We start from the raw sequence: 19,158 nt of genomic DNA on the forward strand, positions 1-19,158 counted from the left end.
TATCGGGCTAGTTTTCAACGTATAAGCCGGATTTACGATCGTTCGTAGGTGACGAAGGTAAATGGTGCCTGGTCGTTCGGGCCGAGTTCCAGCCCTCCGGGCCCATGGGCGGTGCGTTGGACCAGACGCCAGGCGCCGGCGTCAACCTGGGGGAAGTACGTATCCCCCTCGGGGGCCAGATCGACTTCGGTAATTTCGAGCCGGGAGGCGAGCGGCATGGCCTGGGCGTAGATCTCGCCACCTCCGGCAATGATGATTTCGTTGGCGCCCATGGCCGCGGCGCGCTCGTGCGCGATCTCGAGGGCTGTTTCGAGGGTCGGGGCCGTCAGGACACCGGGCGCGGTAAAGGCGGGATTGCGGGTGATGACAATGGTTTCGCGGCCGGGCAGCGCTTTGCCGATCGACTCGAAGGTCTTGCGGCCCATGACCATCGGCTTGCCCCAGGTCAGCGCCTTATAGCGCTTGAGATCGGTCGACAGCCGCCAGAGCAAGCGGTTGTCGCCGCCGATGACGCGGTTGCTGGCAACCGCGGCGACGAGGACGATGGGAAGTGTACCAAGCTTGCCCGCGTTCACACCGCCACCGGCGCCTTGATCAGCGGATGCGGATCGTAATTCTCGAAAGCAATATCGTCATAGTGGAAGTCGAACAGCGACTTCACGGCCGGATTGAGTTTCAGGCGCGGCAGCGGCCGGGGCTCGCGCGTCAATTGCAGGCGGGCCTGTTCGAAATGGTTGTTGTAGAGATGGGCGTCGCCGAAGGTGTGCACGAAATCGCCAACCTCAAGCCCGCTCACATGCGCGATCATATGGGTGAGCAGGGCATAGCTGGCGATATTGAACGGCACGCCGAGGAACACATCCGCCGAGCGCTGATAGAGCTGGCAGGAGAGGCGGCCGTTGGCGACATAGAACTGGAACAGGCAATGGCACGGCGCCAGTTTCATCGCCGGCAGGTCGGCGACGTTCCAGGCGGAAATGATCAGGCGGCGCGAATCCGGATTGCGCTTGATCTCGCTGAGCAGCGCCTTGAGCTGGTCGTGGGGCTGGCCGTCGGCGCCCGTCCAGGAGCGCCATTGATGGCCATAGACTGGGCCGAGGTCGCCGTTGGCGTCTGCCCACTCGTTCCAGATGCTGACGCCGTGGTCGTGGAGATAGCGGACATTGGTGTCGCCGGCGATGAACCAGAGCAGTTCATGGACGATGGATTTGATATGGACGCGCTTGGTTGTGACCAGCGGAAATCCTTCGCTGAGATCGAAGCGCATCTGATGGCCAAACACCGAGCGGGTGCCAGTGCCGGTCCGGTCGGATTTGTCCGCTCCCGTTTCGAGGATGCGGCGCATGAGATCGAGATAAGGGCGCATGGTGTCCAGGCAAATGGAATTCGGCAAATGGAATTTGCGTCAGTCTAGCGCGAGACAGGCATTTCGTCGCGGCCGATGGTTGGGCAGTTCACAAGGGTTTCGCCGCGACCAAGTGGCACGCCGCCCACTGTGGAAAATGTCAAAGACCGATGAAAACTTGGTCATTTCTGGCGATTGACAGCGCCTAGATAGCCGTTTCAACTGCCCTTGTATTCGTCGGGACGAATTGAGGACGGCTGGTCATCGAGGGGGTGACGGGCTGTTCATCGTCGACGGGAGGGGACTATGAAACGCACTTTGATCGCGTCCGCGGTGGCGGCGCTCGTATCGCTGTCGTCGGCTGCCTATGCCGATGTCGTCAAATTCGGCATCATCGCACCGTTTTCCGGGCCGTTCGCGGTCTGGGGCACGCAATTCAAGGATGCCGTCGATGCTTTTCAGAAATTGAATGGCAAGAGCGTCAACGGCCACGAAATCCAAGTGATCTGGCGCGACGAAGGCGCCGGCGATGCCTCGAAGTCGCGGCAGTTCGCGGAAGAACTGGTCCTGCGTGAAAAGGTCAATGTCCTCGGCGGGTTCGCGCTGACGCCGGACGCCTTGGCGGTCGCCGAAGTGATCTCCGAATCAAAGACGCCGACGATCATCCTCAATGCCGCGACCTCGATCGTCACGCGTAAATCGCCTTATTTCATCCGCGTCAGCATGACGGTGGCGCAATATATCTCGCCGCTCGGTGGCTGGGCGACGCAGAACGGCATCAAGTCCGCCTATGTGATGGTCAGCGACTATGCGCCGGGCCATGATGCGGAAGGCGAGTTCATCAGCGGTTTCGAGAAGGGCGGCGGCAAGATCGTCGGCAAGGACCGTATCCCGCTGAATGTCACCGATTATGCGCCCTATATGGAACGCGCCTTGCAATCGAAGGCCGATGGGCTGTTCATCTTTTCGCCCGCCGGCGCGCCGTCGGTGGCCATGGTGCGTGAGTTCGAGCGTCGTGGTCTGAAGACGGCCGGGATGAAACTGATGGGCTCGGGCGAGATGCAGGAAATCTTCCTGCCGTCGTTCGGCGATTCAATCATAGGCGCGATTTCCTCGACCCACTATACCGAGTCGAACCAGCGGCCGGAGAACGTCGCCTTCCGGAAGGTGTTGAACGAAGTGACCGGCAAGGACACCGTTCCCGACATGGCCTCCATCGCCGCCTGGGACGCCATGGGGCTCGTCTATTCCACGGTGAAATCGCTTGGTCCGAAATTCACGGGCGATCAGGCGATCGACTTCATGAAGAACCAGACGATCAACAGCCCGCGTGGTCCGGTCAAGTTCGATCCGAAGGAACGCGACATCATCCAGAATGTCTATGTCCGCGAGGTCAAGAAAGTCGACGGCAAGTTGATCAATGTCGACATTTCGACGACCGAGGGCGTTCGCGATCCGTGGAAGGACAACAATCCGAACGCCAAATAGCCCCAGCAAGAGCGTTGGCAAATGATCCTGCCTGATCGTTTGCCTCATCGTCTTGCTGCATGGCCTGGTGAAGTCTTGCTGGAGAGGAAGAAGATGAAACGTGCCTTGGTCGCGACGGTTGTCGCGGCGATGATGTTTGGTGTGTCGTCAGCCCATGCCGACGTGATCAAGTTCGGCATCATCGCGCCGTTTTCCGGGCCGTTCGCGGTTCTGGGCAAACAGGCGAAGGAAGCGGTCGAGGCTTTTCAGAAACTCAACGGCAAGACGGTCAACGGCCATGAAATCCAGGTGATCTGGCGTGACGAGGGCGCGGGTGACGCGGCCAAGTCACGGCAGTTCGCCGAGGAGCTGATCCTGCGCGAGAAGGTCAATGTGCTCGGTGGTTTCGCGCTGACGCCGGATGCCATCGCGGTGGCCGAATTGATCACCGAGGCGCAGACGCCGACCGTCATTCTCAACGCGGCGACGTCGATCATCACGCGTAAATCACCTTATTTTATCCGCGTCAGCATGACGGCGGCGCAATATATCTCGCCGCTCGGTGGATGGGCGACGAAGAACGGGGTCAAGACCGCCTATACGATGGTCAGCGATTATGGCCCGGGTCTCGATATGGAAGGTGAATTCACGTCCAGCTTCGAAAAGGGCGGCGGCAAGATCGCCGGCAAAGATCGGGTGCCGCTCAACGTCACCGATTTCGCGCCCTATATGGAGCGCGCTTTGCAATCGAAGGCCGATGCGCTGTTCATCTTCGCGCCGGGCGGCGCGCCTTCGGTGGCGATGGTGCGTGAGTTCGAGCGTCGTGGTCTGAAACAAGCGGGCATGAAGCTGCTCGGCTCGGGCGAGATGCAGGAAATCTTCCTGCCGTCCTTCGGCGATTCCGTGCTCGGGGCGATCTCGTCCAATCATTATACCGAATCGAACCAGCGGCCGGAGAACATCGCTTTCCGCAAAGCGCTCAACGATTCCACCGGACGTGAGGCGGTTCCCGATATCGTCGCCGTGGCCTCGTGGGATGGCATGCAGCTCGTCTACGAGACGGTGAAAGCTCTTGGGCCGAAATTCAGCGGCGACCAGGCGATCGATTTTATGAAGAAGCAGACGATCAAAAGTCCACGCGGTCCGATTTCCTTCGATCCGAAGGAGCGCGACATCATTCAGAATGTCTATGTCCGCGAAGTCAAAAAGGTCGACGGTAAGGTCATCAATGTCGATATCGCCACGTTCGAAAATGTTCGCGATCCGTGGAAGGACAATAATCCGAACGCCAAATAGCGCGTCCATCAGGGGCGCGCCCAGCGGCGATCGCAAGAGTCTTTATCGCATGAGCCTTAGTCGCGTGAGCCTTTATCCGATGCCAGCAGGGGAGTTCCAGTGACGCAGTTCTTGACGATCCTGTTGGACGGGATGTCCTACGGGATGGTGCTCTTCATCATCTCGGTTGGATTGACCGTGACGATGGGACTGATGCGGGTGGTCAATCTTGCCCATGGCGCTTTCGCCATGATTGGCGGCTATATTGCCGCTGTCCTGGTTCTCAAACTGGGCGTCCCGTTTCTCCTCGCGTCGCTGCTCGCTGCTGTCGCCGCAGGTCTTCTCGGCGGCGTCGCGGAATTGACGGTCTACCGTCCGCTCTATCGCAAGGGCGAGCTGCCGCAGGTGTTGCTCACCATCGGCCTGTGCTTCGTGGCGATTGCCGCGCTAACCTTCTTCGTGGGGCCGACGCCGCTGCCGGCCATCGTGCCAGCCTGGCTCGACCAGATGGTCGATATCGGCTTTCGCCTCTATCCCGCCTACCGCTTGTTCCTGATCGCGGTGGGCGCCGTGCTGGCTTTCATCGTCTGGCTGATCATCGAGCGCTCGCTGTTTGGCGCACGTTTGCGCGCGGCGGTGGATGATCCGCAGATGGCGCGGGCGGTGGGCATGGATGTCAATCGCATGTTCACCGTCACGTTCGTTGGCGGCTGCGCCCTGGCAGGCTTCGGCGGCGCGATCGGTGCGGGCGTGCTGCCACTCGAGCCGTTCTATGCGCTGCGCTATCTGGTCTATTTCCTGATCGTCGTGGCTGTTGGCGGCATGGGCAGCTTTCGCGGTTCGCTGCTGGCGGCGCTTTCGATCGGCATCATCGACACGGCCGGCCGCTATATCGTGCCGCAGTTTGGCGGCTTCCTGCTCTATCTCCTGGTGTTCGGTCTGTTGTTGTGGCGGCCGAACGGTCTCTTGCCGCCGAAGTCAGTCGCATGACCCAACTCACGCAAGCTCCCGCCACCACCGCTCCGGCGCACACGTTCAAGCCCAGCATGCTCTGGCATGCTTTGCCCTGGGCGTTCGCCATCGGCATTTATTTCATCGCCGACGGCTATCATGGCCTCGGCACCAATATCATGATTTGGATCCTGTTCGCCGTGTCGCTCGACCTGGCGCTGGGCTATGGCGGCATCATCACGCTGGGCCACGCGGCTTTCTTCGGCGCGGGGGCTTATTGCGCCGGTGTTTTCGCCATTCACGTCAACCCCGATCCGATCCTTGGTCTGTTGGTGGCGACGGTCTTCGCCGGGCTGATCGGCTTTATCACTGGCATGCTGATCCTGCATACGCGCGGCGAGACGCTGCTGATGCTGACCTTGGCTATCGCCGCGATCTTCTACGAGGCGGCCAATCACGCACGCTGGCTGACAGGCGGCGACGATGGCCTGTCGGGCATTCGCGTCGCGCCCGTGCTCGGGTTGTTTCGTTTCGATCTCTGGGGCAAGACGGCCTATCTATATACGCTCTCGGTGTTGTTCGTCTGGTTCATCGTCGCTTTCGTGGTGGTGCGCTCGCCTTTCGGCCGTTCGCTCGATGGCATCCGCCAGAACACCAAGCGCATGCGGGCGATCGGCACGCCGGTGTGGTGGCGGCTTGTCGCCATGTATGCCTTGTCGGCGGCCATGGCTGGCAGTGCCGGCGCGCTGATGGCGCAGACGACACGCATTGTTGGCCTATCGTCGCTGGAACTGCTGACATCGGGCGTCGTCGCGGTGATGCTGGTGCTGGGCGGCGAGCGGCGGCTCTATGGCGCCTTCATCGGCGCGACGATCTATGTGCTCGTGCAGGATCTCGCCGGCGCCATCAGCCCGTTCATCTGGATGTTCGTCATCGGTCTGCTGCTGATCGTGATCGTCCTGTTCTTCGAAGGCGGATTGATGGGCATCATCGATGACATTGTCGGCAAGTTGAAAGGCCGCGAGCGCAAGGATCAGCGCCCGTGAGCGAAGCCGATCCCATCCTCAAAGTGCGCGGCCTGTGCAAGAATTTCGGCGCGTTGGCGGTGACCCAGCACGTCGATCTCGATCTGGCGCGCGGCGCGCGCATCGGCCTCATCGGGCCGAATGGCGCCGGCAAGACCACATTGGTCAATCTGCTCACCGGCATGCTGTCGAACGATGCCGGCACGATCGTCGTCGATGGCCAGAACCTCGAACAGGCTAAGCCTGAAACACGGGTGCGCCACGGTCTGGTGCGCACGCATCAGATCAATACTCTGCTGATGGAGACGAATGCGCGCGACAATGTCGCCATCGCCGTCGCCGAACGCGAGAAATATGCCTGGCGCATGCTGCGCTACGGATCGCAGTGGCGAACCTGTCTGGCTGAAGCGCAGCACTATCTTGAGGAAATGGGCATCGGTCATGTGGGCGATCGTCGCGTGTCGGAAATGCCCTATGGCGAGCAGCGTCTGCTCGAGATCGCCATCGGCCTGTCGCTGAAGCCGCGCATTCTGCTGCTTGACGAACCGGCCGCCGGCATTCCTTCCACCGAAGCGCATGTCATCCACGATGCGCTTGAACGTTTGCCGCGCGACATCGCGATCCTGCTCATCGAACATGACATGGATCTGGTGTTCAAATTCGCCAAAGAGATCGTCGTGCTGGTGATGGGGCGGGTGTTGACCCGGGACGTGCCCGCCAATATTTCCGCTAATGCCGAAGTGCGTTCGGTCTATCTGGGACGGAGCGCGGTATGAGCATCGGTATCTCAGCGCAAAATCTGGTGGCGGGCTACGGGCCGACGATCGTGCTTGATGGCCTGTCTGTTGATGCGCCAGCCGGGACGACACTGGCGGTGCTGGGGCGCAACGGCGTCGGCAAGACGACCTTGCTCTGCACCTTGATGGGGCTGACCAATCGCACCCAGGGCGCGATCCAACTTGGCAAGCGCGATATCACCGCGCTGCCGACCCATCAGCGGGTGCATGCCGGCCTCTGTTATGTGCCGCAGGAACGACGCATTTTTCCTTCGCTCACGGTGGCGGAAAATCTCGCCGTCTCGGTCATTCCGGGCGGCTGGACGCCGGAGGCGGTGTTCGATCTTTTTCCCAGCCTTGCCGCGCGCCGCAACAATGCCGGCAATCAGCTTTCAGGCGGCGAACAGCAAATGCTGGCGGTCGGCCGGGCCCTGGTTGGCAAGCCGGACGTGCTGCTGCTCGACGAGCCGATGGAGGGACTGGCGCCGATCATCGTCGAGACGCTGTTTGAGGCGCTCGGCCGCATCCGCAAGGAAAGTGGCATGACCATGCTTCTGGTTGAGCAAAAGATTGATCTCGCCATGGATTTTGCTCAGGACGCCATCGTGCTTGATCGCGGCAAAGTGGTCTGGACCGGCACAACTGCCGCGCTCAAGGCTGATGAAGAGGCGCAGCACAACTACCTCAGCGTCGGCGTTTGAGCGGACGGCGATAATTGACGTCATGATCACGTGAAATTGAAGCTTTAACCGGCCGATGTCGCGCACTACATTCCGGTGCCGCACACTACATTAGGGTGTCCGCCGTATGCGGCGCCCCGGCGTCTGAGGCAAATCGCGTTTCGATAGAACACGATTTGCCGAGGATTTCTATTTGACGCGTCTGCGAGACGCTATGGCCGGCATTGGAGTTCCATGATGCCTCGGATTCTATCAAACCTGCTGCTGGCAGTTGCATTGCTGTTTGGCGCCTTTGTCGCGCCCGCTTTGGCCCAGCCGTTGGTCGATGTCGAATGGGCCAAAGCCAACATTGGCAAGCCCGACGTTGTCTTTCTCGATCTGCGCAGCGGTGGTGGCCTGACCAAACAGGGCTATCTCAAGGAACACATCCCCGGCGCGATCTTCACCGATTACGCCAAGGACGGCTGGCGCGAGAAGATCGATGGTGTCGAGGGCATGCTGCCGCCGCCCGAGAAAGTGGCGAAGCTGATCGGCTCTCTGGGCATCAGCAATTCCTCGCATGTGGTGATCGTGCCGATGGGGCGCGCCGCGGTGGATATGGGCGCGGCGACGCGGGTCTATTGGACCTTCAAGGTTCTCGGCCATGACAATGTTTCGATCCTCGATGGTGGCTATCAAGCGTGGATCGCGGCTGTCGACGAGAAGACCAAACAGCCGATCAACCCGCTCGCGTCAGGCGGCGCGGAACTGCCGCCAACCACGTTCATCCCGCATTTCCGCAAGGAAATGGTGGTTGACCGCAACGATGTGAAAAAGGCCATGGATGCCGGCGTGCCGCTGATCGATAACCGGCCGAACGATTTCTATCTGGGCATCACAACGAGCCCGGTGGTGAAGCGCGCCGGCACGATCCCCGGTGCGAAAAGCCTGCAGGAAAGCTGGCTGACGAAGAACAATGGCGGATCGTTCCGCTCCAAGAGCCAGCTGGAGGCGCTCTACAAGCAAGCCGGCGTGCCGGTGCAGGGTGAGCAGATCACCTTCTGCAACACCGGCCATTGGGCTTCGCTGGGCTGGTTCGTGTCGTCGGAAATCCTCGGCAATAAGAACGTCAAGCTGTACGACGGCTCGATGGCGGAGTGGTCGCAGCATCCCGAGCTGCCGGTCGAGCGGAAATTCAAACTGGACTGAGCCTCTCGAAGGCGCGCCTTGTCACCGCTTGCCGCGATGCGCGGTTGGCGGTTTTGGCCCATGGCGTTTTTCGCCGAGGCCTTCCGACCACGCTTGCCCGCAGCATCGCAAGAGACGTCTCCCTGGAGCACATCGCGTTTCGATAGGAGTGCGATTTTGCTTAGGATGCTAATTTTTGACGCGTCTTTGTGGCGTTTGACTTCGTCAAACTGCAAAACGCTATAAAGCCAGAAATGCGTTATAAGTCGGGGATGTACGACGAGCTGTAACCGCAACCGACAGGGCGATCTGGCGATTTGGCGTTTTTTCGAGAAATCCTGACCATCGTGGCGATGCTGCTGCTGGCGGTGCTGACGGCGCTGCTGGTGGGGCCGTGGTTCGTCGACTGGAATGCCCAGCGTGAGCAGATCGAGGCGCTGCTCGGCGAGGCGACCGGTCTGACGGTGTCGATCGGCGGCGACCTCGACGTCAAACTGTTGCCGATCCCTCGGATGCACCTGGCGCAAGTCTCCGTGCGTCCAGCCCAGGGCGGGGAGGTCATCGCCACGGCCGCCGATGTCAGCATGGAAATGGCTGTCGCGCCGCTGCTGCACGGGGCTTTCCGTTTCGTCGAAATGCGCATCGCCCAACCACGCATTACCTTGGCGGGGGATGGCAGCGGCGGCGTGATCCTGCCGCCGCTTTCGGTCAGTGCCTCGGCGGATGTGTCGTTTGAGCGCCTCTCGATCAGCGACGGTACGGTCGTCGTGACCCGTCCTGGCGCCCCGGCGCTCACCTTCGATCAGCTGACCCTCGATACCGATAGTCCGGCTCTGGAAGGCCCGTATAAAGGCCAGGGCTGGGTCCGTGCTTTCGGTCGGGTTCTGCCCTTCCGTTTCGGCACGAGCGTTAAGGACGCGAGCGGCCTGCGCGCCAAGCTCATCGTTGAGCAGGCGGAGCCGCCGGTGCGGGCCGAACTCGATGGCCTGGTGACGCTGTCGGCCGGCAAGGGGCGCGGGCAGGTTCCAGGCTTCGAAGGCGCGTTGACCCTGGCGGGCACGGTCTCGCCCACGGGCGAAGCGGTGTCCTGGCGCGTCAACGGTCCCGTGCGGCTGGAAGATGGCGCGTTGCGGCTGGAGCCAGCGGACATTCGCCTGGGCGCGGAAGGGCGCGCCATTGCGGCCAATGGCGCGGCTTCGCTGACGCTCGGCGATACGGTCCAGGTCTTCGCCAAGCTGACCGCGGCGCAAGCCGACCTCGATCTCTTCGCCAACGAAAAGCGTGATCCCGCCGCCGGCATGGCGTTGCTGCGCGACATGATCGGCGCTCTCTCCGCCCAGGGCTCGGCCGTGTTGCCAGGCATGGCCTTCAATTTCGATGGCTCGGTGCCGGTGTTGATCGTCGGCGGGGAGACCGTGACCGATGCGCATCTGCGGCTGGAGCGACCGGCCGGGCGCACCAGCGTTGATCTTGGGCTTGAGGCCGGTTTGCCGGGCCGCGCCGAGGTGAAGGCCTCGGGCGTTTTGCAAACCGGCGCCGCCGCGCGCTTCACCGGGGAGGGCGCGTTGAACCTGCGCGATCCCCTGCGCTTTGGCCAATGGCTCGGGCGCGGCTGGCCTGATTTCGCCATGAAGCTCGATGCTATCGCCCCGCGCGCACTCGATGTCCGTGGCGCGGTCGAGATATCGCCGGCGGCCATCGCTGTGCAGGACATCAAGATCGCCGCCGATCGATCGACGCTGACGGGCTCGGTTGCCTTCACCCAGCCAGTTGGCAACACGCGTGGCAAGCTCGTCGCCAATCTCTCTTCGCAGGCGCTCGATCTCGAAGGGCTTCCCGACATCGGCACACCGTTGCGATCGGCCACAGGGCTCGATCTTGATCTGTCGCTCGATGCGCGTGCCGTGCGTATCGCGCGCTTTGGCTCCGGCATGGTCGATTCCGGACGTATCCGCATCAGGCTGTCGCGCATAGGCGACGTGCTGAAGCTCGACGATGTGACGATCGACAATCTCGGTGGCGCCAATCTGTCGGCGCGTGGCGAGAGCCGACCGGGCGCGGCGCGTCTTGAAGCGCGGCTCGATGCCGATCGTCTGGTTGAACTGGCGGCGCTGGTGCGCCGGGTTGCACCAGGTCCTTTGGCTGAGGCTTTCGCCAGCCGCGCGGTGGCTTTGTCGCCCGCCCGTCTCACGCTGAATGCGGAAGGCACGGATGTCGCGCCGGCTGCCATCGCCAGTTTGAAACTGGACGGCACGGCACGCGGCACAAATATCTCTGGCACGGTCAGCCCCGGCAGCAACGGCCGCGCCGTCGCGGCGCAGTTCAATTTCGACAATGCCGACGCGCATATGCTGTTGCGGCAGATGGGGTTTGAGACCGTGGCTCTGTCGCGCTTTGGCGCCGGGCGTGTGCAGGTGCAGGCCAATGGCCGCAGCGACGGTAGCTATGGCACCAAGGTCGATGCTTCTCTTGCCGGCACCACGCTTGCCTTCGATGGCACCGCGACGCCGCGCGCCGGTACATTCGAGGGCGATGGTCGCGTGCGGCTTGCAAGCGGCAATCTGGCGCCGCTGTTGCAGATCCTCGCGCTGGCCTTGCCGGATCCAACCGCCAGCGTGCCGGCCGATGGCAGCGGCATGTTGCGGATCAGCGACGGCGGTTTCGTTCTCGCCGATGCCACGGGCAAGATTGGTGGGTCGGCGGTTTCGGGGCGTCTGGAACGGGCTGCCGGCAATGCGCAGCTCACCGGCGCGCTCGATGTCGATCGACTGTCCTTGGCGTCGCTCGCCAGTCTCGTCTTCGGCCCCGCACAGCCGCCGCGCGCCGGTCAGCGCTGGGCCGATCTCAAATTCGCGCCAGCGCCGATCGATGCGCCGAAGGCGAGCCTTGTTGTCAAAGCCGGCCAGTTCGAGCCCGGCGGGGGGCTCGCGCCGGGGCCGGCGCAGTTCCGTCTTGGCCTCGATGCGGGCGCGCTCGCCTTCGACGACCTGCGGCTGAAAACCGGCCCGGCCACGGTGTCGGGTTCGCTCAATCTGCGCCGCGACCGCGATCAGGGCTCGCTCTCGGGCAAGCTTGCGATCGCCACGCCGCTCGCCGGCCATTTCGACATGGAAGGGCAGGCGGACGGCACGTTCGAATTCGCCGGTTCAGGCACCAGTGAAGCAACGCTGATCGGCGGATTGGGCGGCCATGGCGCCGTCAATGTTTCGGCGCTGCGCATCGCCAATGCTGATTCCGCCGCTCTCGATCAGACGATCGCGGCGATTGAACGCGAACAGCTCGCCGTTGAGCCGACCAAGGTGGAAGCGCAGATGCAGAAGGCGCTGGCCGCCGGTCCTCTGGCGCTCGACAAGGTGTCGTTGGATGCGACCATAGCGGGTGGGGTTTTGCGACTGCAATCGCCAGTGTTTGCGACGCCGGCGGGACCGCGCGGGCAGATCGGCGCCAGTTTCGACCTCCGCACTTTCGGCGCCGAGGCGACGCTTGATCTCGCCTCGATGAAGCCGCCGAAAGACTGGTCGGGCGATGCGCCGCGCGCGCGGCTCGTGCGGCGCGAGATGGACGGCAGGGTCGAGCGGACCCTGGAAATAGCGCCCCTGGCGAATGGGCTTTCGGGCCGCGCCATCGAGCGGGAGGCGGCGCGTGCGGCGGCTCTGGAGGCCGATATTCGCGAACGGGCGATGTTCAACCGGCGACTGCGGGCGCAGGAATTCCTGAAGCGCCGCGAGGCCGAGATCGCCGCTTGGAAGCTGGAACAGGCGCGCCTCGCCGAGGAAAAAGCGGCCAAGGCTAGAGAGGCGGAACGGCAAGCAGAAAGGCAAGCGCAGGAGGCCGCGCGCGCCAGGGCCGAGATGGAGCGCCGCGTCCAGGACGTCATCCGTTCAGCACCGGTTGCGCGCCCGCCGATCGAAGTCGTGCCGCGGCCACAACCGCACCCACCCGCCGTCGCGCCGCCGCGAGACCCTTCGCCGTCTGGAATCTATTGAGGGAGCGGCGCCGTCTGCAGTTTCGCCTGCGTCTGGCGCAGGACGAAAACGCGCAGCGCCGAGGATAGATTGGCTTCGCCACGTTTGTCGTCGATTTCCCCGACTAGGGCCGCGAGCGATAGGTTGCGTTCGCGCGCCAGTTCTTTCAGCGCTTCCCAGAACGGCGCTTCGAGCGAGATCGAGGTGCGATGGCCCGCGATCACCAGCGAATGTTTGGTGACGGGGGCGAAAGGCGCGTCGAGAGGCGCGTCATGGTCCGGGCTGTCAGTCATCGGCGCGTCTGTCGCTGGTTTCGCGGCGATGGCCATCGATGCGTTTGTCATCGAGCGCACGCAGCGCCTTGGTCTGGAGTTTTTCGACCTTGGTGCGTCCTGAGGCCAGACGCGCCGCTTCGGCCGCACGGGTTTCGTCATCTCGCTGCTTTGCCTTGCGGGCCCGTCGCAGATTGATGATATCGCCCATGGTCGCCTCTCGGCTTATCGCCTTTTGCAGTTTGCTTCAGTCAAACGCCCAAAGATGCGTCAAAGCAAATATCCGAGGCAAAATTGCGTTTCTGTCGAAACGTAATGTGCTTCAGGTCTTCTTGCGGAAAGCGTCGATGGAGACAACCTTGCCTTGCTGGTTGTCCTCGATCGGCTCCGGCGCAGATTCAGGCTCGACCTTGCGTGCGGCGGGCTTTTCCGCCTTCTCGGTCTTGTCTTTTTTAGCGGCTGTTTTGGCCTTGGCCGGTGCCGGCTCGGCGGCTTCCGTGGCGTCGGGTACAGCGGCGAGGGGCACGGCGGCAAGCGTCGGTGCGGGCGCGGCTGCCTCGGTGGTGGGGACGCGCGGCTCGAATTTCACGCCGAAGGGGCCGGTCGGATCCTCGAAGCCGCTGACGGCGTCGAAGGGCACGATGAGCCGCTCGGGAATATTGTTGAACGACAGGTTCACCTCGAAACGCGTCTCGTTGACGGTGAGGTCCCAGAACTGGTGCTGCAGGACGATGGTGATCTCTTCGGGATATTTCGCCTTCATCCGCTGCGACAGCTGCACGCCTGGTGCATTGGTGCGGAAGCTGACGAAGAAATGATGTTCACCCGGCGTGCCTTCGCGCGCCGCGTCGGCGAGCACCTTGCGCACGACGCCCCGCAGCGCGTCCTGAACCAGAAGATCGTAGCGGATAACGGGGCCTGTCATTCAAAAACCTTTGCACCGGACGGTCACCGGATGCACCGGCCCATGGAAATGAAAGTGGAGGCTTCTGTTGCCAGGCGCCTCCGAGCCCCGCCTGTAAGTGCTACCCTACAGGGCTTGGTACCAGTATCGGCACCGCATTACGCGGCGACGGCCACCGGAGCATAGTTGTCATTGGCAACTATAAGTTTGACCCGATAACGGCGGTATCATGCCGGGCAAAAGAGCACCTTTTACACCCCCGTCGAACCTATTTCGCCCCCGCCGAAAACCACCGCGCGGATGGTTTTGGGTGGAGGCGCCGGGTACCGCCCCCGGGTCCGGATGGCTTATTACGATGTCCGTTTATCACCATAGTCTCCTTGCGGAGACGGATTGAATATAGGCGTCCGGCCGCCGAATGGGAAGAGCACGAAAGAAAACAGCCGGCTGCGGGGCAGCCGGCTGTGGTTCTGTCCACATTTTTGGAGGTTTATGGCGTCTCACAGCTCGGCGAAATCGCCGAGCGCCATGAAGATGCGTCCAAAAAGAGGTTCCAGGCAGATCGCGTTTCTGTCGAGACGCGATTTGCTCTAGCCGGCGGAATGTCGCCGGCGGTAGGAACTGGCGAAGGCGATTATGGCAATCAGGCCCAAAACACCCCCCACGATAAAGGGCACCATGGCCGCGACATCGGGACTGACGAAGCGGGTGGCCAGGGGCGTGATTTCGTTCCAGCCGCGCCACACCATTTCGAACGCCACATAGACGATGATGGCGAGGCCGGCGTAGCCGATCCAGCGATGACGCTGCAGCAGGCTGGCGATCCAGGTCGCAGCGAGACCCATCAGGGCGATCGACAGAGCCAAACCGAACACCAGCACCCACGGATGCTCGCGCGCCGCCCCGCCGACGGCCAGCACGTTGTCGAGCGACATGGAGAGGTCGGCGACGATGATTTGCCACACGGCCGCGCGGAAGGTTTTGCGTGGCGCTCCGCTATCGGTCGCGTGAGCACCTTCGTCTTCCTGGCTATGTCCGGCGCGCAATTCGCGCCACATTTTCCAGCTCACCCACAGCAGCAGGATGCCGCCTGCCAGCAGGAGGCCGACGATCTGTAGGAGTTGCGTGGTCATCAAAGCGAGAACGATGCGCAGCACCGTCGCGGCGACGATGCCGATGACGATCACTTTGCCACGTTGTTCTTTCGGCAGTCCGGCAGCGGCCAGGCCGATGACGACGGCATTATCGCCGGCCAGCACCAGATCGATCATGATGACCTGGAAAAGCGCCGTAAGGACGCCTGGTGCGAAGAGTTCCTCTAACATCAACTGTACCTGCATCAACTGCTGGCGCTATCTCACGCGCCTGTTGCTAAAACCAATGCGCGACATGATCGGGATCTCCGAGCATGCTGGCGGCGAGGCCGACGAAGATGAGCGTGGCTGCGAAGATCAAAGCTGGAAGCCGATGTTCGGGCTGCCGCGTCCAGGCATAGAGACCAGCAAGCGCTGCGAGCACGATGGTGCCGAGGCTGAGCGCCGGCAGGAACACTGTCGGCGGCACTGTGATGGCCGCGACAAGGCCGATCCCGGCCGTGATGGCGATCGCCCAAAGGGCCGCTGTCACCAGATGCGGATCGTCCTGATGCCCGATCGATTTTCCTAAGCTTTGCGAATGCAATAGAGCCATGGTCGCCTCCCTCGAAGGCAAGCAAAAACTGGCCACACGTTTCAGTTCGCCGCTTTCATGAAAGCGGCGTTCCTGGCGCGTCGACAGTTGCTTGAGGAGGAGTCTAGGAGGGTGACCCGTGTTTTTGTATTCGCAATGATTGCGCCGTGAGATTACCCGTTACGATAACGGCGATCCTCGTGGGTAATCATACGCTGTAAATATACGGGCTCTGCAAATATACGGATCATGGCGTTTTGCAGTTTGACTTAGTCAAACGCCACAAAGACGCGTCAAACAATGATGCGTCAAACAACGTTCCCTAGGCAAAATTGCGTTTCTGTCGAAACGCAATTTGCTCTTTGCCCTACGGCGCGATGCGACCGAGGCGAATGGCCAGGCGAACCAGCGACGCGACGTTGTCGATCTGCAGTTTGTCCATGATTTGAGCGCGATAGCTCTCCACCGTGCGCGATGAAATGCCGAGCGTTTTGGCGATCACCGGGCTGGTATGGCCTTCGACCACGAGATCGAACACTTCGCGTTCGCGCGTCGTCAGATTGTCGAAGCGGGTTTCGCTTTCGCGCGAATTCTTTTCGGCGGCGTTGATCTGCGCCGCGCGAGCGAGGCCGCGATTAATGGCCGCAACGAGCTTGATGTCGTCGATTGGCTTCTCGATGAAGTCTTCGGCGCCGGAGCGGATCGCGGCGATGGCCATGGGAATGTCGGCATGGCCGGAGATGAGAATCACTGGGATCGCGGGTTTGCGATCGGCGAGACGGCGCACCAGTTCGACGCCGTCCATGCCTGGCATGCGCACATCGCTGACGATGCAGGCAAATTTTTCGCCGGTCGCGGCGTCAAGCAAGGCGTCGGCAGTCTCGAACAATTCAGTGACATAGCCGTAGACGCCAAGCAGTTCGCCCAGGGCCCGGCGCACCTCGGCCTGGTCGTCAACGATGGCGATTCTGGCTCCACTCACGTGTCATCTCCCGATTGATCAGCCGGCAACCAGAACCGAAATTCGGTGTCGCCGGGCTCACTACGTTCTAGCCATATTCGGCCCGCATGCGCCTGCGCAATATTGGCGCAGACCGCCAACCCCAGTCCCAGGCCGTCGGCGCGGGACGTAAACAGCGGTTCGAACAGCCGCTCGGAGGCGGAAGGATCAATACCTGATCCGTTATCCTGAACAAGTACCTCGATGCGGGCGGGGTTGCTGGTGGTGGTAGCGGCAATGCGGATGCGACCATCGGTCCTGCCGGTCGAGGAAATGGCGTCGATCGAATTGGCGACCAGATTCATGACGATCTGCTGGATTTGGATGCGATCGCACTGCAACTGCATCGGGCCAGAGAAGCGTGGCGGTTCGATGACGACACCTTGCTGGGCGACAAGCGGGCGCAGCAGGGCCAGCGCATCGGCGATGATCTCGCGCATATCAGCCCGGCTCTTTTCCGGCTCGCCGCGCTTCAGGAATTCGCGCATGCGGCGCAGGATTTCGCCGGCCGTGTCGATACTTTGCACGACACCGCGCAGATTGTCCTGCAAGCGGGAGAGGTCAATGGTGCTTTCCTGTTCGCTGCGCACGGCGGCGGTTCGCGCCAGGGCGCGCGCTGCCGTGAGCGGTTGGCTGATCTCGTGCGCCAGGGTCGACGTCATGCCCGAGACGAGATGGAAACGGTCGGCACGGGCAGCGCCGCGTTCGGCTTCCTTCAATCGTTCGGCCGCATCGGCGGCAGCGCGCGCGGCGGCGTCGCGCTCAGTGACGATGGAGCCGATCAGAAGCGCGGTCGCGGTCAGCACGATCATGCCGCTTTGATAGACGGTGAACAGGCGCTCGTCGGAGCTGCTGTTGGACATGATGGCGTCGGCGACAAAGGCGACTTGAACGCAGGCGAGCGTCATGCACGCGCCGTCGATGCCGTAGATCAGCGCTACGGTGATCACGGGCAGGAACAAGAGATAGAAATACGACGTGCCGACGGTCGGAAAGGTTTGCAGCACTAAGCCAATGAGCACTCCGGTGGCGATGGCGATGATCGGGGCGCTGAGGTTCGACAGGCGCGGCTTTTGTTCAAACAGGCCGGCCCTGATCTTGGGCCAGCGCAAGACCAGTGGCGTCACCACGCCGACGCCGATGAGTTCGCCGATTAGCAAGGGCGTGGTGACGAAGGGAATGTCGGCAAGATTGATATCATCGGACAGAATGAAGGCGACGGTGACGACGATCGAGGTCAAGGCGGAGGCCAAAAGGCCGCAGCCGAGCAGAACGCTGATATCGCCGATGCGGGCGAGGGAGGGATCGAAATCGAAATAGCGCTTCGCCGCAATGGTGGCCGCTGCATAGCAGAGCGTGGTGCCGACGGCGACGACGCCGATCATCGGCCAGCCGGGGGCGCGATCGATGAAAATCGATTCAGACAACATGATGCTGGCCAGCATGGCGATGCTGCCCGCCGTCACATTGCGGAACATGATGCCGAACAGGAGCCCAATGCCGGGGCTCCAGGCTGTGACATGCAAGCCTTTATGCTCGTGGATCTCACTGATCCATTCGAGCGCCACGAAGGCCAGGGTCAGAACGGCAATCTCTGACCACTTTGGCAGGCTCGGAAAACTTATCTTCGTCATCGGTTCGGGGAAACCCGTGCTATTTGCCGTCTTCGGCCTTGGCGCCGGTGGCGCGCACCACTTCTTCCCACTTTTTCGTCTCGCTGGAAACATAGGCATTGATTTCGGCCAGGCTGCCGCCCAGCGGGCTCATGCCGGCGCGGTTGATCAATTGAGCGGTGTTGCCGCTTTTCAGCGCCGCATTGGCATCCGCGTTGATCTTGGCGACGATGGCATCGGGCGTCTTGGCTGGCACAAACAGGGCGATCCAGGTGGAATCTTCCACGTCGCCGATACCGGTTTCCGCCATGGTGGGCACATCGGGCAGTTCCGGCGTGCGCTTGGCGGCGGTGATGGCATAGCCCTTCAGCTTGCCGGCCTTCACCAGTTCAATGGCCGGCGTCATGGCGACGACGCCCAATTGCACATGGCCGGCCGTGACCGCGTTCATCGCCGGTCCGGCGCCGGTAAAGGGCACGTGGCGGATATCGACCTTGCCGATGAGGCGGAAAATGCGCTCGGCGGACAGATGCGGCGTCGTGCCCGGGCCAGGCCCTGCATAGGCGAGGGGCTGGGTCTTCGCCAGCGTCAGCACATCGGCCAGGGTGGCGGCGGGCAGATCTGGCGCGCCGACGACGATGTTGGGCGTGGTGGCGACCAGGGCCGCCACTTTGAAGTCCGAGGCGGCATAGCCAGGGTTGGGATAATAGCTCAAATTGACCGAGAAGGAGCTGGTCGAGGCCAGCACCGTATAGCCGTCGGCTTCGCCGCGGGCGACGGCGACGGTGGCGATATTGCCGCCGGCCCCGCCGCGGTTTTCGATCACCACCGCCTTGCCCCAATGCTCCTGCAGCGCCTGGCCGATGATGCGCGCGCCGACATCGGCCGGGCCGCCTGGCGCGAAGGAAACAACGAAGCGCACGGGACGATCCGGATAGGTGGCTTGCGCCATGGTGGCGCTCGTTCCGAACCCGAACAGGATGAGGCCACCGCAGAGTGCCGCCTGCATCGTCCTGTGAACCGCCATGTCGTTTCCTCCCTGATGTGTTG

General features: G+C 62.3%; 17 protein-coding genes, 1 other RNA gene and 1 pseudogene. 8 read left to right on the plus strand and 11 right to left on the minus strand.

Annotated elements, in window-relative coordinates; all coding sequences use genetic code 11:
• Positions 1–32: 32 nt before the first annotated feature.
• Together BLW50_RS00600 and BLW50_RS00605 are read right to left on the minus strand one after the other, a co-directional pair.
• Positions 33–575, minus strand: coding sequence for a dihydrofolate reductase (locus tag BLW50_RS00600; protein WP_090696169.1), 543 nt, complete (start codon positions 573–575; stop codon positions 33–35).
• Entirely contained in the window at positions 572–1,366 is a 795-nt protein-coding gene (locus BLW50_RS00605; RefSeq protein ID WP_090696170.1) for a thymidylate synthase, read from the minus strand. The genes BLW50_RS00600 and BLW50_RS00605 overlap by 4 nt, the downstream gene beginning before the upstream one ends.
• Positions 1,367–1,651: 285 nt before the next feature.
• Here BLW50_RS00605 and BLW50_RS00610 point away from each other — a divergent pair, with 285 nt between their 5' ends.
• The 8 genes from BLW50_RS00610 to BLW50_RS00645 all read left to right on the plus strand — a co-directional run bounded on the left by BLW50_RS00610 (position 1,652) and on the right by BLW50_RS00645 (position 12,672).
• Positions 1,652–2,833, plus strand: a complete 1,182-nt coding sequence (locus BLW50_RS00610; RefSeq protein WP_090696171.1) for an ABC transporter substrate-binding protein — start codon at positions 1,652–1,654, stop codon at positions 2,831–2,833.
• Positions 2,834–2,926: 93 nt separating this feature from the next.
• Positions 2,927–4,108 (plus strand): ABC transporter substrate-binding protein, encoded by a 1,182-nt coding sequence (locus BLW50_RS00615; protein WP_170849908.1) that lies wholly within the window; start codon positions 2,927–2,929, stop codon positions 4,106–4,108.
• Between the two features lie 99 nt (positions 4,109–4,207).
• Complete coding sequence (locus BLW50_RS00620; RefSeq protein WP_210186009.1) at positions 4,208–5,077, plus strand: branched-chain amino acid ABC transporter permease; 870 nt, start codon at positions 4,208–4,210, stop codon at positions 5,075–5,077.
• The gene (locus BLW50_RS00625; RefSeq protein ID WP_090696173.1) at positions 5,074–6,084 is read left to right on the plus strand and encodes a branched-chain amino acid ABC transporter permease; all 1,011 of its coding nucleotides are present in this window, start codon (positions 5,074–5,076) and stop codon (positions 6,082–6,084) included. Before BLW50_RS00620 ends, BLW50_RS00625 begins: the two co-directional genes overlap by 4 nt.
• Positions 6,081–6,839: an ABC transporter ATP-binding protein gene (locus BLW50_RS00630; protein WP_090696174.1), complete on the plus strand. Its 759-nt coding sequence runs from the start codon at positions 6,081–6,083 to the stop codon at positions 6,837–6,839. The genes BLW50_RS00625 and BLW50_RS00630 overlap by 4 nt, the downstream gene beginning before the upstream one ends.
• Positions 6,836–7,540 carry an ABC transporter ATP-binding protein gene (locus BLW50_RS00635; RefSeq protein WP_090696175.1) on the plus strand — a complete coding sequence of 235 codons (705 nt, stop codon included), beginning with the start codon at positions 6,836–6,838 and terminating at the stop codon, positions 7,538–7,540. Before BLW50_RS00630 ends, BLW50_RS00635 begins: the two co-directional genes overlap by 4 nt.
• Positions 7,541–7,756: 216 nt before the next feature.
• On the plus strand, positions 7,757–8,707 hold the full coding sequence (locus tag BLW50_RS00640) for a sulfurtransferase (protein ID WP_170849909.1): 951 nt from the start codon (positions 7,757–7,759) through the stop codon (positions 8,705–8,707).
• Between the two features lie 296 nt (positions 8,708–9,003).
• Positions 9,004–12,672, plus strand: a complete 3,669-nt coding sequence (locus BLW50_RS00645; protein ID WP_139267404.1) for an AsmA family protein — start codon at positions 9,004–9,006, stop codon at positions 12,670–12,672.
• On the opposite strand, the gene BLW50_RS00650 is transcribed toward BLW50_RS00645, so the two are convergent.
• The 9 genes and pseudogenes from BLW50_RS00650 to BLW50_RS00690 all read right to left on the minus strand — a co-directional run bounded on the left by BLW50_RS00650 (position 12,666) and on the right by BLW50_RS00690 (position 19,135).
• Entirely contained in the window at positions 12,666–12,944 is a 279-nt protein-coding gene (locus BLW50_RS00650; protein WP_090696178.1) for a ribbon-helix-helix domain-containing protein, read from the minus strand. The two genes, BLW50_RS00645 and BLW50_RS00650, sit on opposite strands and share 7 nt — an antisense overlap.
• Complete coding sequence (locus BLW50_RS00655) at positions 12,937–13,134, minus strand: DUF4169 family protein (RefSeq protein ID WP_090696179.1); 198 nt, start codon at positions 13,132–13,134, stop codon at positions 12,937–12,939. Before BLW50_RS00655 ends, BLW50_RS00650 begins: the two co-directional genes overlap by 8 nt.
• A 111-nt stretch (positions 13,135–13,245) precedes the next feature.
• Positions 13,246–13,848: an SspB family protein gene (locus BLW50_RS00660; protein WP_090696180.1), complete on the minus strand. Its 603-nt coding sequence runs from the start codon at positions 13,846–13,848 to the stop codon at positions 13,246–13,248.
• 53 nt (positions 13,849–13,901) lie between these two features.
• Positions 13,902–14,256: a transfer-messenger RNA gene (ssrA, locus tag BLW50_RS00665) on the minus strand.
• Between the two features lie 293 nt (positions 14,257–14,549).
• A pseudogene (locus BLW50_RS00670) lies at positions 14,550–15,152 on the minus strand (TerC family protein); the annotation flags it as partial.
• Positions 15,153–15,198: 46 nt separating this feature from the next.
• Positions 15,199–15,516, minus strand: coding sequence for a hypothetical protein (locus BLW50_RS00675; RefSeq protein WP_090696181.1), 318 nt, complete (start codon positions 15,514–15,516; stop codon positions 15,199–15,201).
• A gap of 346 nt (positions 15,517–15,862) precedes the next feature.
• Positions 15,863–16,477: a response regulator transcription factor gene (locus BLW50_RS00680; protein ID WP_090696182.1), complete on the minus strand. Its 615-nt coding sequence runs from the start codon at positions 16,475–16,477 to the stop codon at positions 15,863–15,865.
• Entirely contained in the window at positions 16,474–18,129 is a 1,656-nt protein-coding gene (locus BLW50_RS00685) for an ATP-binding protein (protein WP_170849910.1), read from the minus strand. The genes BLW50_RS00680 and BLW50_RS00685 overlap by 4 nt, the downstream gene beginning before the upstream one ends.
• Positions 18,130–18,148: 19 nt before the next feature.
• Complete coding sequence (locus BLW50_RS00690) at positions 18,149–19,135, minus strand: Bug family tripartite tricarboxylate transporter substrate binding protein (protein ID WP_090696184.1); 987 nt, start codon at positions 19,133–19,135, stop codon at positions 18,149–18,151.
• Positions 19,136–19,158: the final 23 nt, after the last annotated feature.

Source organism: Beijerinckia sp. 28-YEA-48 (assembly GCF_900104955.1).
Classification (GTDB): domain Bacteria; phylum Pseudomonadota; class Alphaproteobacteria; order Rhizobiales; family Beijerinckiaceae; genus Terripilifer.